Annotated in this window: 15 protein-coding genes; all 15 read right to left on the bottom strand. The window is 29.4% G+C overall.

Annotated features, from left to right (window positions below):
• Positions 1-763: 763 nt before the first annotated feature.
• Positions 764-1,447 (bottom strand): hypothetical protein, encoded by a 684-nt coding sequence (locus PG912_RS08695; RefSeq protein WP_275687225.1) that lies wholly within the window; start codon positions 1,445-1,447, stop codon positions 764-766.
• Positions 1,448-1,605: 158 nt separating this feature from the next.
• Complete coding sequence (locus PG912_RS08690; RefSeq protein ID WP_275687224.1) at positions 1,606-2,424, bottom strand: GIY-YIG nuclease family protein; 819 nt, start codon at positions 2,422-2,424, stop codon at positions 1,606-1,608.
• Between the two features lie 147 nt (positions 2,425-2,571).
• A complete protein-coding gene (locus tag PG912_RS08685; protein ID WP_275687223.1) occupies positions 2,572-3,219 on the bottom strand; it encodes a hypothetical protein in 648 nt (215 codons plus the stop codon).
• Positions 3,220-3,873: 654 nt separating this feature from the next.
• The gene (locus PG912_RS08680; RefSeq protein WP_275687222.1) at positions 3,874-4,122 is read right to left on the bottom strand and encodes a hypothetical protein; all 249 of its coding nucleotides are present in this window, start codon (positions 4,120-4,122) and stop codon (positions 3,874-3,876) included.
• 223 nt (positions 4,123-4,345) lie between these two features.
• Complete coding sequence (locus PG912_RS08675; RefSeq protein ID WP_275689033.1) at positions 4,346-5,194, bottom strand: IS3 family transposase; 849 nt, start codon at positions 5,192-5,194, stop codon at positions 4,346-4,348.
• Between the two features lie 14 nt (positions 5,195-5,208).
• The gene (locus PG912_RS08670; RefSeq protein WP_275687221.1) at positions 5,209-5,601 is read right to left on the bottom strand and encodes a transposase; all 393 of its coding nucleotides are present in this window, start codon (positions 5,599-5,601) and stop codon (positions 5,209-5,211) included.
• Between the two features lie 271 nt (positions 5,602-5,872).
• Positions 5,873-6,823 carry an Abi family protein gene (locus tag PG912_RS08665; RefSeq protein WP_275687220.1) on the bottom strand — a complete coding sequence of 317 codons (951 nt, stop codon included), beginning with the start codon at positions 6,821-6,823 and terminating at the stop codon, positions 5,873-5,875.
• Between the two features lie 252 nt (positions 6,824-7,075).
• Positions 7,076-7,573: a hypothetical protein gene (locus PG912_RS08660; protein WP_275687219.1), complete on the bottom strand. Its 498-nt coding sequence runs from the start codon at positions 7,571-7,573 to the stop codon at positions 7,076-7,078.
• 52 nt (positions 7,574-7,625) lie between these two features.
• On the bottom strand, positions 7,626-8,630 hold the full coding sequence (locus PG912_RS08655; RefSeq protein WP_275687218.1) for an IS30 family transposase: 1,005 nt from the start codon (positions 8,628-8,630) through the stop codon (positions 7,626-7,628).
• Between the two features lie 206 nt (positions 8,631-8,836).
• Entirely contained in the window at positions 8,837-9,376 is a 540-nt protein-coding gene (locus PG912_RS08650; RefSeq protein ID WP_275687217.1) for a hypothetical protein, read from the bottom strand.
• 159 nt (positions 9,377-9,535) lie between these two features.
• Complete coding sequence (locus PG912_RS08645; protein WP_275687216.1) at positions 9,536-10,105, bottom strand: hypothetical protein; 570 nt, start codon at positions 10,103-10,105, stop codon at positions 9,536-9,538.
• Positions 10,106-11,411: 1,306 nt separating this feature from the next.
• Complete coding sequence (locus tag PG912_RS08640) at positions 11,412-11,840, bottom strand: hypothetical protein (RefSeq protein WP_275687215.1); 429 nt, start codon at positions 11,838-11,840, stop codon at positions 11,412-11,414.
• A 223-nt stretch (positions 11,841-12,063) separates the two neighbouring features.
• Entirely contained in the window at positions 12,064-12,492 is a 429-nt protein-coding gene (locus tag PG912_RS08635) for an FEKKY domain-containing protein (protein WP_275687214.1), read from the bottom strand.
• 12 nt (positions 12,493-12,504) lie between these two features.
• Positions 12,505-12,984: a hypothetical protein gene (locus tag PG912_RS08630; RefSeq protein WP_275687213.1), complete on the bottom strand. Its 480-nt coding sequence runs from the start codon at positions 12,982-12,984 to the stop codon at positions 12,505-12,507.
• Positions 12,985-13,152: 168 nt separating this feature from the next.
• Complete coding sequence (locus PG912_RS08625; RefSeq protein WP_408648387.1) at positions 13,153-13,980, bottom strand: tyrosine-type recombinase/integrase; 828 nt, start codon at positions 13,978-13,980, stop codon at positions 13,153-13,155.
• Positions 13,981-14,344 lie beyond the last annotated feature (364 nt).

The raw sequence follows: 14,344 nt of genomic DNA, 5'->3' as shown, positions 1-14,344 counted from the left end.
TAGTAAATTTTCAATTCGGCATAACAATATTAAAACTTCCGCTTTTCTACTTTCGATTCAAGCTTTTAAAGACAATTGAATAATCGGCTTGAGATATAGTTTATTAGAATTAGTAAATTCTCAATTCGGCGCAACAATATTAAAATCTCCGCTTTGCTACTTTTGATTTAGCCTTTTCAAAACAAGTAAATTATCGGCTTGAGACAGAGTTTTTCGGATTAGTAAATTTTCAATTCGGCGTAACAATATTAAAACCTCCGCTTTGCTACTTTTGATTCAAGTTGTTTAAAACAAGTAAATTATCGGCTTGAGATATAGTTTTTTCGGATTAGTAAATTTTCAATTCGGCGTAACAATATTAAAACCTCCGCTTTGCTATTTTCGATTCAAGTTGTTCAAAACAAGTAAATTATCGGCTTGAGACAGAGTTTTTCGGATTAGTAAATTTTCAATTCGGCGCAACAATATTAAAATCTATGCTTAGCTACTTTTGATTCAGCTTTTCAAAACAAGTGAATAATCGGCTAGGAGAGAGGTTCTTTTAATTTGGGAATGTTCAATAATTCTTTCTTAAACAACTAAATAAAAAATTAGCGATAGCTGACAGTTGAATTGTCTTAAATACTTTTTCCGCGTGGTGATATCGGGTTGATGGCAACGTGTTTGTACAAGGTTAGTTGCGTGGTTTAGCTATAAAGTTAGTAAATAATTACTGACAAAGAAAATCCGCGAGGATTTTCGTAAGTAAGCAAAAAGCAAGCAATTAATTTTGTACGGTGTTGGCTACAGTATTTTTTTCCATTGATTTATAAAATTCATTTATTTCCAATGTATATTCATCTAATAATGATTTCTCTCTTTCAAATAAATCAGTTAATTTGTATAAAGGGTCTTTAAGTTTACACAAATAAAAAGTTTCCAGTTTTTTTAAAAACAATTCTTTCATTTCAGAATTCAACGGTGATATATGAATTCGTTTTTTTATTAATTCAAAAGACCTAATTACTAAAATTATACTGTCAGCCATATAATATTGACTGAATTTCTTATTTCCAGAATAAAATTTAAAAACTGAATTACTATAATCTACTAGGGCTTCGTGTCCAAATTTTCTAACTCTCTCACCTTTATTTGTCGAGTATAAGTAAATCTGATTATATTCATTATCAAGTTGATTAAAAAGCATAAAAATTATATCGCTTTCATTTTTTATTTTTTGGTCATTAACATTATCTATTTGTCTGTTTAGTGTTAAATACAAAAATATTACACTTATAATTCCTAAGAGAGGCGAAGTAATTCCTCCAATAGTGTCTCCTATACTTGAAGTATTAGTTAAATCAAATACTTTCCAAATAGCAGGTAGTGTCAGAATGTAGATTAACAACAAAGAAATTATTATTAATCCAACAGTCAAAAGGATTGTTTTAATTATTATTTTTTTCATTCAATTTTATTGTAGCCAACGTTTTTGTATATGATTTGTTGCGTATTTTGAGCAATTAATTTAGTAAATAAAAACGGAATAGAAAATCCGCTAAGGATTTTCGTAAGTAGGCTAGCACTAGTAATAAATTATATACAGTGTTAGCAACTGCCTTTTTCTTATTCCGCTAACATTATTTCGTTAAAATTTATGTCAAATTCTTCTTCTAAAAATTTAATAGTTCTCGGCTGTGCTTGTAAAGAAGCTTTAATTAATTGAGAAGAAAAAATCCCATCTTTAGATTTCCATTTTGCATTTTCTCTATTAACACTTTTTAGCCATTCAATTCTTATTGGAAATTCAGAGCTGTCATTGTCACAATTATTATAAATCCCAATTTCTTTTAAATCATGTGTATTTAATAACTTACCTTTAATTTTAAAATCATTAACTCTTACTGCTTGTTCTTTTACTCGACCAATCCCAACATAACCATTTCCTTTGAGATAAGCTACAACTATATCTCCTTTTACTAATGACCTAATAGGGTCACTATATTTTTTATGTTGTCCAGCTGATAAAAAACCATATTTCTTACAATCGTCCCAATTTCTAAATTCACACTCTCCAACATTAACATAATAAAGTCCATTTTTAAAGTCGAAATGAGCTAAGTCAAGATGCATTGTATCATGAGGTCTAAATTTTTCTGCAAAATGCCCCGAAGATTGATTTGTCAAATTTTTCCCTAATTTCCAGATTAAAGTTTTTTCTATTAAAAATGCTTGTCTTTCGGTCAGTTCTTTTGCAATTACTTTAATTATTGGACTTAAACCTGCTTTTTGAATAGCTTTAATTCTTTTAGATTTTTCAGAATCTGAGTTGTCTTTTAGATGTGCATCTTTTCTATTCGCTTTTCCTTTTCCGTAATAAAATTCCTCAAAATTTCTTGGGTCAATGTAAACATAAACGTAATATTCTGCTGTATTTTCTTTCAAACGGATTTTTTTTTTAGGTTGTGGCTAACGTGTTTGTGTATGATTAGTGGCGTGTTTAAGCAACTAATTTAGCAAATAAAAACCGAATAGAAAATCCGCAAGGATTTTCGTAAGTAGGCGAGAACCAGCCATTAATTATACACGGTGTTACCACACGTTTTGTTCTTTCGAAACAGGTTCAAATGGCTTGCAAGCACTTTCCATTGCCATATATTCCAATTCTTCATTCGTAATTGGTTTTGAGAAAATCGAATCTTTAATTCTCGAAATCCAATTTTTATAAATTCCTGCTTTTTTCGAAATCGCCATCATTTCATTTTCGGTCAATACCTTTTCAATTCCGTTTTCATAATCAACTTTTATCAGCGGAAATTCAGCATTATTTTCATCTGTTAAAGTTGATTGTTTTTTTAGTGATTTACTTATTGATTGCATAAAATCCAAAATCGAATTCAGTTCCGATTCCGATTTTATTTCAGCTGGTTTTATATCAAATTCAATTTGTTCTGGACAAAAGAAATAACTTTTGACTATGACTCCGTTCAAATCGATTGTCAGAGATTTCGTTTCTAATTTTCCAGTTTCGTCATTCCACATTTTTTGGACGTAATCAAAATCAATTCGGTTTGTTCCGTTCTTTTCGTCAATTCCAAATATTAAATTGTATTCCGTATTCAGAAATTCAATCAGTTTTTTCCAATCCGAAGAGTCAACATCTTGTACATAAATATCTTTTAAACTACCATCAGGTTTAAAAATCCATTTCGCTTTATTCCAATTTCTCTCGGTTTTCATCTAATGTGTGGTAACGGTTTTGTATAAGGTTAGTGTGGGAGTTGATAATCGAATGATTATCAGCCTAGCATTAAGCTTATACTTATTTTGTGTTTTTATCTTAGTCGACCTAAAAATACTTAAATAAGTATAAGTGACACAGTAAATAAGCCTAAAACTTTGGGAAAGAAATAAAAACCCACATTAACTTTATACGGTGTTGGCAACTGACATTAATCTAGTTCTGTTTTTTATTATTAATCTCTCATTTTTAAATTGAAGATAGTTTCTAGTATTTGAGACTTAAAATCAATGATACTTTCTTTCATTTTTTTAGAATGATAATCTGACTCTAGTCGACTTGTAATTATCATGTTAATTATTTTAATAAATTTTGATTTAGTTGAGATTTTATATTTTAAGCTAATTTTTTCTATTTGACCTTTTATCTCAGGTCTAAGATTTGATAATTGAACTAATGATTTAATTCTTTTTAGTTCACTTTGTATTCTCAATAATTCATCCTCGGATATTGAACCGTTAGAAAGATATTTATCACATTCCTCATTTAGGAATTCGAAATATTTTGAACACATTTCGAGATCCAATGTTTTCTTTTTATACATTTTTTTAAATTTTGGAACTAAGTTTAATATTCATATTAGACTGTAAAAATTACCTCAGCTCGTTCGTCATTTTTTTAGATTTAAGAGATAATAAGAATTTATTATTCAGCTTTACAACATAAATTTCTGATTTTAGTCCAGTTTTTACTCCGTCTAAAACTGAGAATGATATTCGCTGAATATTCAGTCGTTTAGAAATATTAACAGTCAAATTACTCGCATTAAATTTCGTTGTGTTAATTATCAATTTTTGAGCAAAGTAAAATCCTTTATAGATAATTCCTTTTTCTATATTCAATCCAGTTTTAAAGCGACTAAAAATTACCGTTAGCAATAAAAATATTAAATTCAGTCCGTCCAAAATTAAGTCTATTTGGAAGTTTCTTTTTTCGAGAAAACTAAGGATAATAAAACTAGGAATAAATATTATCATGAATTTTTGAATAAAAGTAAAAGTGCTTTCAAGGATTATTCTATTCATTTTGTATTGTCCTGAAATAGGTTGACCTTTTTTTTGATTTTTATAAGGTTAATAATTCCAGTTTGTTTTTATTTTTTCGATACGATTTGTATTCTATATTTTGATTTAGATGCACCTGTTTAGGAGTATGTAAATCGAGACTCAAATGTGGTCTGATATTGTTATAGATATTAATAGCTCTTTTTGTAATCTTCTGTGCTAATTTAGTGTTTTTAATTGTAAGTTTTAAACCGTATTCATATTTTAAAGTTCTATTAATTCTCTCAGCAATTGCATTTTCATAAGGGTCATATTTCTCGGTCATACTTATTGTTAAACCGTTTGATTCGGCAAATAGGGTATAGGTTGGATTGCAATATTGTATGCCTCTATCTGAATGATGAATCAGTTTTTGATTCGGGTATTTACGGTTTTTTAGCGCCACGTCTAAGGCATCTATACAAAGTGATGTTCTCATATGTGAATCCAATTTGTAGCCCATTATTTGTTTAGAATATGCATCTGTAACTAAAGCTAAATAACTATGTCCTTTTTGAGTTTTTATATAAGTAATATCTGTTACCCAAAGTTGTTCAGCTCTTGTTGGAACTTTATTGGTTACCAGGTTTTTGTATTTATAAAAATGATGATTAGAATTGGTTGTTATATGGAACCTTTTTGTTCTGGGAATCAGTAATCTATTGACTTTAAGGAATGCATAGAATTTATCTCTTCCCATTTTAATGCCTTGTTTTTTGATATCTTTTTTAAGTTGATGATATAGTTTTTTAGCGCCTAACCGCTGTCCAATCTGGTTACGACATTGCTTTACCATTTGAATTAAAATAAGCTCGTTATTTTGTTTTATTTGATGAGATTTCAAGCGTTTATAGAAAGCTTGTTTACTAATCCCAAAACATTGTATTAACCATTTTCTTTTAAACGGTCTGTCTTCTTTTTCTGAATCTCGTCTGCTAATGTTTTGGGCAATACATTTTTTGACATATCGACTCCTGTAATAAGTTCCATGTCTGCAATCACATCTTGTTGGAAGTCTTTAACAAATTCTAGTTCCTCAATTTTTTCTTTAAGTCTTTTGATTTCATCTTGTTTACTCATGCCTAATTTCTTTTGTTCTAAAGTACTATATTTTTTAATCCAGTACTGAATAGTTGGTCTAGAAATATCGTATTTCTTAGCAGCATAATTGACGGATATTCTACCATTATGAATTTGATCAATGATGAAAAGTTTGAGTTCGAAACCTACTTTATTGTAGTTCTTTTTTCGGCAGGGTTGTTTTTGTTGTGTGTCCATAGTTTAACTAAAAGTGTTTAATTTTTAGTCAACCTATTTCAGGATTTTACATTTTTTCTGTTTGTTGCCAACGGTTTTGTATAAGGTTAGTGTGGGAGTTGATAATCGAAGAATTATCAGCCTAGCACTAAGCTTATACTTATTTTATGTTTTTATCTTGTCGACCTAAAAATACTTAAATAAGTATAAGTGACACAGTAAATAAGCCTAAAACTTTGGGAAAGAAATAAAAACCCACATTAACTTTATACGGTGTTGTAGCTAGTAATTTTTATTTCCACAAAGGTTCTTCATTCCAAGTATCTGTATATCCCATGGCTTTTTTGTCTATTGTAGGATACTTTTCAAATAGTGCACTTAATTTTTCTTTAAATGTATTATTTGGGTTTATGGTATTCAATAAATATTGAATCATAGAAATAGTATAATAAACTTTATCTTTTACATCTACTTTATCTCCTGTTCTAGTGTCAATAGTGTTAAAATTCTGAATCCAGGGTTCTCTAGGTCTTCTAGGAGATATAGGTTGAATCTTTAAACTTTTATTCCATAATCTACTATGATGCGCGCAAATATTTCTAACATACACTAAAGAATGAAGCCATGTTTGAAAAACACTATCAGGGAGTTTAAACTCTTGTGCAATTTTCCTTTTTATATGTCCATTCTTAAGTAAACTATATATTGTTGATAGATTACCAAAAGAACAAACTTCTAGAGTAATCCAACTCGGTGGTAAAGTCTCTATATATTTTTCTTTGTAATCTGTAACGAAATTTTCTTTACTTCGATTAATTTCTCCTCTTATTCTATCAATAGTTTCATTATATCTTTTATTTCCTGTTCGTCTATTTACACTGGAATTAAAATTATTTGAATCACTAAGCCAAAATGTGCCAAATTCTATAGAGGATTGATAAGTTAAAATAGCTCTAATAGAAACTTCAATTTTTTCAATTTGATTAGTTAAGAGTAACCTTAATTCTCTATCAAAACAATATAATTTAAAAGCTTGTTCAAATGTAGTTGATTCTTTGAATTTGTGTTCAGATTTAGGCTCTTTTAGTAGTGTGTGCCAGTAACCAGAAAGTCTATAGTAGCTAAGATGAGATAAAAGATGTAGCGTTTTTTCAGGATTATTAATCTCCATTCCTCTTTGACGCAATAAATCAATTTGTTGTTGATATGAAAGAGAAGGTTTGTCGTAAGGAGTTCGTCTCATTAAATATAAGGTAAAAAAAAACTTACCCTAAGCGCGCTGATCTAACGAGAAGCGGGGTAAGTATGTTACTGCAAAAGTAATAAATATATTACATTTAAGAAAATTTATTCGAGTTTATTATTAGCTACAACGTGTTTGTGCATGATTTGTTTGCGTGAATTTAGCGAATAAATAGTTAATAATTACAAGCCTTTGAAGTCTGCGAGGTTTTTCCGAAGGAAAAACTTATTAAGCAATTAATTATGCACGGTGTTAGCCACTGGCTTTTTCGTTTATTTGTTCAAAAATGTCAGATAAGAAATAATCTTTGTCTTTTGGTATTATTCCAAATTCCGATTCAATTTTCTTTAAAGTTTCTTCATCTGCTAAATCGAAATCGTGTAATGAACTCAAGTCGGAAATAAAACAATCGTAGAAATTAATTTTAATTATTTTGTCAAAAAATTCGATTGCAATATGTTCATTTTTTTCAATTCGGTCACTTTCGGTATATTCTAAAGGAACATTTGCTCCTGGTCTTGGTATTTTAGAATTATTCTTTTTAAAATCCGTAAGATGAGTTTTTAAGTTTTCAATAGCTTGATTTTCCGTCTCTCCGTGAGCAACTAAACTCCACCAATTTGTGAATTTTGCTCCATATTCCAAATCCTTTTGTTCCGCACTCGGATTTTTCCACTTTTCCAATGGATAATCTTTAAAATACCATTCCGACTTTAGAAATGATTTCAGGTATTTTATTTTGGCTTTCATTTCTTGGATTCAACGTTGTAACGCAACAGATCGTTATTAATTTTTGATGTTACTAAGCTACGTTTTTTAGCTCAATATTGATCATTTCTTGGGGTGTTTTATAACCAATAATTTTTCGAGGTCTATTGTTTAGTTTTTGCTGAATAATTTGCAGCTGATTTTCGCTTATTTCATTAAAGTTTGTTCCTTTAGGAAGGTATCTTCTAATGAGTCCATTCGTATTTTCGTTAGTGCCTCTTTCCCAAGAAGAATATGGGTGAGCAAAGTAAATTTTCATACCTGTTTTTTCAGTAATTTTTTGGTGTCTAGCCATTTCAATTCCGTTGTCGTAAGTCATAGATTTTTTAAATTTAGCGTTTAATTGATTTAACATTTTAGAAAATACATCAGCAACTTCATCTGCTTTTTTGGAGTTTAATTTTAATATTAAAGTGAACCTTGTTTTCCGTTCTACGATGGTTCCTATAGCACTTTTATTGTCTTTTCCAATTACTAAATCGCCTTCCCAATGTCCAACTTCATGTCTAAGTTCAATATGCTTTGGTCTATTGTCAATACTGACTTGATTAACTATTACACTTCCTTTTCCACGTCTTTTTTTAGAAGGTATTCGTCTTGTTTTTTTGCGAACAAGCAGCTTGATTAGTTTTTTGTTTAAACTGGCCTGTGGTCTAGTGTAAATGTATCTATATATTGCTTCGTGAGAAATGGACATAATAGGATCATTGGGATGCAATTCTTTAAGTCTACCAGAAATTTGTTCAGGAGTCCAATTAGATAAAAGTCCTTTATAGACAAAAAATCTTAATAGAGAATATGTGCTTATTTTATCACGATTTCTTTTGTTAGCGTAATCATCTTTAGCGTTCCAATGTGCTAATTCTGCATCGTAATTATCTTCTTTATTTTGTACCCATTTGTTGATTTCTCTAGAAATTGTAGAAGGTGTTCTACTAAGAGTTTTAGCAATATAAGCTTTGGTCTTTTTTTCGTTTAAAAGTGTCTGAATAATCACTCTTTCTTTAAGGCTAAGTCTTCTGTGTTTTTTTACTGTCATTTTACAAATCTATAATTTTAGATTTGTTGCGTTAAGTTATTGAATGCAGCGATTTTTTTTCAGCTTGCACCTAACGTGTTTGTGTATGATTAGTGGCGTGTTTAAGTAACTAATTTAGCAAATAAAAACCGAATAGAAAATCCGCGAGGATTTTCGTAAACAGGCGAGAACTAGCCATTAATTATACACGGTGTTGTAAACTGGCTTTAATCAGTTGCTATCCATTCTTTATTCAGATTTTCATAATGTAAATCATATCCATAATAAGATTTAAATCCGATGCTATAATTTCCGTTTATAAATAATTCGTATGAGTATTTTGTTCCTAAAGCCGTCCATTTCGGAATTTCAGATTTCATTTTCTGCTCAATTTCAGATAGTGATTTTGGATAATTTCCGTAATTCATTTTATATTCTTCTACAAGCTCAACTATATTCATTCCATTTTCTTTGGAATATTCAATTTGCCAATTTCTAATAGGAATTGATAGTAACCAAATAATTAGAAGTTGAGTGAATGAGATGATAAAATAATATTTAAGTTTTGATTTCTTTTTTTTGTCAATTTTTGCAGAAATAAAAATTCCAATAAAGAGAATTGCTAATAATAAGATAATGTAGAAAACTACACTAAACACAAATTCCCAAGTAAAAGAAAAGTTCCAAACATAAAGAGTCAAAATCACAAATGATAAAAGGCTAAAAATTATAAGTGTATTCTTATTCGGGTGTAAAATTCTTTCCAATTTAGTTCGGTTTTTAGCTTGTTTACAACGGTCTTGTATAAGATTAGTTGCGTTGTTTAAGCAACTAATTTAGCAAGTACAAACCAAATAGAAAATCCGCGAGGATTTTCGTAAGCAGGCTCGTACCAAGCAATTAATTTTATACGTTGTTGTAGCACGTTATTTTATTCTATTTTTTATTTCGTTTAATAATTTATTCTGTTCAAGATTTTTTTCAAATTCCGCTTCTCGGTCAAATACGTTGTCCTTTCCAAAGAAGAGCTGACTTTCGTGATAGTAAAATAATCCCCAATTAAGACTTCCGTCAAATATTATTAAATCCGTATCGAAAAACATTCCTTCCCAATATTTAATAACCATTTTCCAAGTTAGCATAATTGATTGTCCAGAACTGTCAGAATCCACAAAGACATATTTGTCAAATGGAATTCCGAGATTATATAACCATTTTTTTATTTCCGAATCACAATCTTGGTAAACTCTAAATTTACTTTCGGTTTTGAAATATCCTTTCGTAAATGGACTCCAATCAGTTCCAGTTCCGTAACCCAACATTTTGGAAGAGTTCAAATAGTTTTTTACGATTTCAGTACCTTCTTTATTCAGAAAGTGAATTTGGTCTTTATGTTCTTCAGAAATTTTTTCGGCTTCTTCAGGCGACCAAAGAAAAGACCAACTTTTTGGAAAGTCAGTTTTAAATTCCGCTATATTTTCTTCTAAAACGTTCATTTTCTCTAATGTGCTACAACGGTTTTGTATAAGGTTAGTGTGGGAGTTGATAATCGAAGGATTATCAGCCTAGCACTAAGCTTATATTTATTTTATGTTTTTATCTTAGTCGACCTAAAAATAGATAAATAAGTATAAGTGACACAGTAAAAAAGCCTAAAACTTTGGGAAGGAAATAAAAACCCACATTAACTTTATACGGTGTTGTAAAATGCGGACACACAGCTGATTTTTCAATTATTTTAAGAATCACATAATTCTCGACTTTGATAATTTTAAATTTCTATAAAGCAATTTTCTCACAGCGTTTTTCTCAAATAGAACTCTGATATGAAAATAATCTCTCTCCGTATTAAAATCGCCGTAAGTAGCTTAAAATCGCAAATCTATATTCTTAATTGTTGATTTTTTTCTGAGTAATTAAATTTTCTGAGAACAGACTTTTGCTTAAACCACAAAAATTTTCTTAAATGACTTTTTCATAAAGCTGAGAAAAAATATTCCGCAAGGAGCTAAAAAATCTGAGTATGATTTTTCTTGAAAATAATAATTTTATTGATAAACTCAATTTTGATCAATTCTCAAATTAAAACTCTCCCGATTTGAAATTCCCGTAAGAGACTTTAAATCACACAATTTTTAGCGTATAAATATTCTTTTAAATTCTCGGTAAAGTAGAGTCGTGATTTTGAAAAAAAATCTCTCCAGAATAATTTTCACATACTGCTTGGTAGGCCTAGTTTTTCCTGAAATATAATTCTGTGTGGAGATTTTCGTTTGAAAATCCCCCGTTTTTTACAACGGTTTTGTATAAGGTTAGTGTGGGAGTTGATAATCGAAGGATTATCAGCCTAGCACTAAGCTTATACTTATTTTGTGTTTTTATCTTAGTCGACCTAAAAATACTCAAATAAGTAGAAGTGACATAGTAAAAAGACACAGAACTTTGGGCAAACTATAAAAACCCACATTAACTTTATACGGTGTTGTAGCACGTTTTTATCCGAGTACAATCAAGTCAATTATTATTCCTAGAATTAAAAGTTCAAATATTTGAAAATATCCAGTTTTAATCTTCTTCTTACTAATGAAAACTGAAACTCCAATAAATATACCTAAAACTCCCATTAAAATAAATAAAATTAATGTCCAAGTAGGGTACATGAAAGCAAACAAAAGATCTGTGAAATTATAATAATATAGTAAAATGGCATAGTGCCATATCCAATATAGAGATAGCAGTATTTGAATTATTCCGTTTATTACCGAGTTATTTTTCAATCGATTAACTTTAGTTTAATTTTTATCATTCGCTAGTATTTTTTTCCCTGTCATAATACCCCTTGAATATAAGGAATAGTCCGAAAATACTCAATATAATTCCACTACCAATTTCTGAATTCTGTTTTTTTTCACTCTCCCAAGTAAAGATAAATTCACTCTCATCCATATTAGATTTCATTTGAATTATTTCTCCTATTCTTATTTTTTCACACCATTTTTCACTTACATTTCTTGTATAGGTTTTACTTTTAAACTTGAAGAAAACGACCAAAATATCACGGGTGCTTTTCTTTTCGCAATAATCAGGAATTTTCTCGATTAATACATTAACCGTTTTTCCATTTTCGAGTATTTCTTTGTTCTCAAATTCAGGAATTGTAATCATTATTGAAATAAAAGTCATTATGATTCCTGCTATTGAAAATGCTGGAAGAGGGAATAGTTTATTCAATTCGGTTATTTTTTATGTGCTACAACGTTTTTGTATAAGGTTAGTGTGGGAGTTGATAATCGAAGGATTATCAGCCTAGCACTAAGCTTATACTTATTTTGTGTTTTTATCTTAGTCGACCTAAAAATAGATAAATAAGTATAAGTGACACAGTAAAAAAGCCAAAAACTTGGAGCAAGAAATAAAAACCCACATTAACTTTATACGGTGTTGTAACACGTTTTTATTTCCGTCTGTTTTTTCTTTTCCACTCTTTAAATCCGATTACATCATCACGTATTTCTCTTTTCCATTTTTTCCCATATTCTTCCGTTAAATAATCAAAAACACGTGTATTATATTCAATGACACATTTTTCACTTGGCTGAACGCAACCAAAATCAAAAAAATATATTCCGTATGTGTTTTCAAATTCTTTGTCAGTTGTATATTCTACAGATTCAATTCCATTCTGTAAAAATAAATACACATTTTGGTTGTTAAAATCAGCTTTTATCCATTTGTCAACTTGTTCGCAAGTTTCAGGATTTACAAAAGTTATTTTTCCTGCAGTGCTGTTATTATATTCTTCATCCGTTAATTCTCGGTTTTGACCAAAATTTATTGATGAGACTAAAAAAAACATTATTAATATCCCTAATTTTAATTTCAAGTGCTGTGTTTTTTATTCGTTCAATTTTTTGATTATCATTTCAGTTAGACTGTCATTTCTTTCGTTCAGAAATATGATTGTCGATCCATATATATTGTTTATTGCAAGCAGTCCATATTTTGAATTAAATAAAATCGGTCCAGTTGAATCATCCGCATAATCTATTGTGTCATAAAATTCAAACTCCAAATCTTGAAATTCGTAATTTGTTAAAGGTATTTTGTCCGTTTTCAGAAATTTGTCTATACCGAAAAAAAGAGTGTCGGCATCTATTAATTTTCTTATTGTTATCGTTTTTGACGAATCAATTTGATTAACATATTTATAACTCAACGAATTGCCCGTTTTATTGAAAGTCAGTTTAAATTTTTCATTTTTAGGCTCTGCACCAAAAAATATTGTCGCATTCATTTCTTTGTTCCATCCTGGATTTGATTCAGAACATCCAAAACAAATCGTAAATATCAATATGAATGCAAAATTTTTTTTCATAATGTGTTACAACTAGTTATATAGAGAAATAACTTCCTCTTTTTTATTAAATAATTCCAGATAAAAGGAACTTTTGTTCTTGTTTATCGGTTCTTGAAAAAATATTTCATAGCAATAAAATGTTTTTTAAGAGCCACTAATATATAAAAATAATTGATATTATTTTTCTTAATTTTTTCTAGAGTTTAAAAATTGTTCTGATTCTGAAGTGTTTTTTTGTAGGCTTAATAATATGGTATCTAGCGGACTTTTTATTTCTAATAAATCTTTTTTAGCTACATGTGTATAAATCATCGTTGTTTCTGGTTTTGCATGACCTAATAATTCCTGAATATGACGTAAACCAATACCGTTTTCTAATAAATGCGTAGCATAACTGTGTCTTAGTGTATGCGGAGTAACATGTTTTTTTATTTTGGCAAGTCGAGTAGAGGTGTGTAAGAATTTACGAATGCTACTTTCAGAATATTTTGTTCCGGTTGGGCTTTCTACAAAAAAACGCTTCGGTACATAAGTGCTAATATAATTCTGCAATAAAGGTAAAAAACTGTCTGCTAAAATTACATATCTGTCTTTTCTTCCTTTTCCGTTTTGCACAAATAATTGTCTTCTGGCAACATCAATATGTCTTAACTCGAGTTTCGTTAATTCTCCAATTCGCAATCCGGAAGAATATAACATCGCTAAAATAGCGCGATGTTTTAAGTTTCTGGTAACTTGTAATAATGTTACAACTTCTTGTTGTGATAAAACGGAAGGTAGTTTTCTCGAGGTTTTAGGTCTTTGTAAAGTAAGAGATTCAATATTACAAGTAGGATAATAAACAACAAACAATTTTAAAGCACTTATAAATTGTCGTTGCGAACTTATACTGTAGTCTCTAGCAATAAAAACAGCTTCAATAAATAACTCAACATTCTTATTGGTGAGTGATTCGATAGGTGCAGGCTGACTAAAATCAATAAAATCAGCAATAAAAGTAAAATAGGTAAGCACCGTACTTTCACTGTAACGCTTACCTCGCAAATACTTTACATAATTCCGAATTATTTCTTTGTTCTCGCTTGTAAGTTTACGTTCTGTTTTTACACCTCTGTGATATAACTTTTTAGTAACCGATTCATCTACTTTAAAATTAGTAGTATCACTTAGTAGACGTTGTACGTCAGAAAATGTTTTATCAGCAAAAGGGCTAACCCATCCTTTTAAAGTTTTACTCCAAGTAAATTTTTTTAAGCTCCTAATATGGTTAATTATTACATCATCATATTTAAAAAGTAAGTAATAAAACTACTTTTTTTCTATGCAATGTTTTTTTAACAGAGATAACTTTTTTTTGTGCTGATTCAATTTTCATATA

Source organism: Tenacibaculum retecalamus, assembly GCF_027941755.1.
Classification (GTDB): Bacteria; Bacteroidota; Bacteroidia; order Flavobacteriales; family Flavobacteriaceae; genus Polaribacter; species Polaribacter haliotis_B.
Note: the sequence above shows the minus strand (reverse complement) of the source record. Positions and strands in the feature narration are given on the sequence as shown.

Coding starts and splice junctions, on each gene's coding strand:
- PG912_RS08645 (WP_275687216.1), bottom strand. CDS start 10,105: ATGAACGTTTTAGAAGAAAATATAGCGGAATTTAAAACTGACTTTCCA.
- PG912_RS08695 (WP_275687225.1), bottom strand. CDS start 1,447: ATGAAAAAAATAATAATTAAAACAATCCTTTTGACTGTTGGATTAATA.
- PG912_RS08630 (WP_275687213.1), bottom strand. CDS start 12,984: ATGAAAAAAAATTTTGCATTCATATTGATATTTACGATTTGTTTTGGA.
- PG912_RS08660 (WP_275687219.1), bottom strand. CDS start 7,573: ATGAAAGCCAAAATAAAATACCTGAAATCATTTCTAAAGTCGGAATGG.
- PG912_RS08655 (WP_275687218.1), bottom strand. CDS start 8,630: ATGACAGTAAAAAAACACAGAAGACTTAGCCTTAAAGAAAGAGTGATT.
- PG912_RS08670 (WP_275687221.1), bottom strand. CDS start 5,601: ATGGACACACAACAAAAACAACCCTGCCGAAAAAAGAACTACAATAAA.
- PG912_RS08685 (WP_275687223.1), bottom strand. CDS start 3,219: ATGAAAACCGAGAGAAATTGGAATAAAGCGAAATGGATTTTTAAACCT.
- PG912_RS08665 (WP_275687220.1), bottom strand. CDS start 6,823: ATGAGACGAACTCCTTACGACAAACCTTCTCTTTCATATCAACAACAA.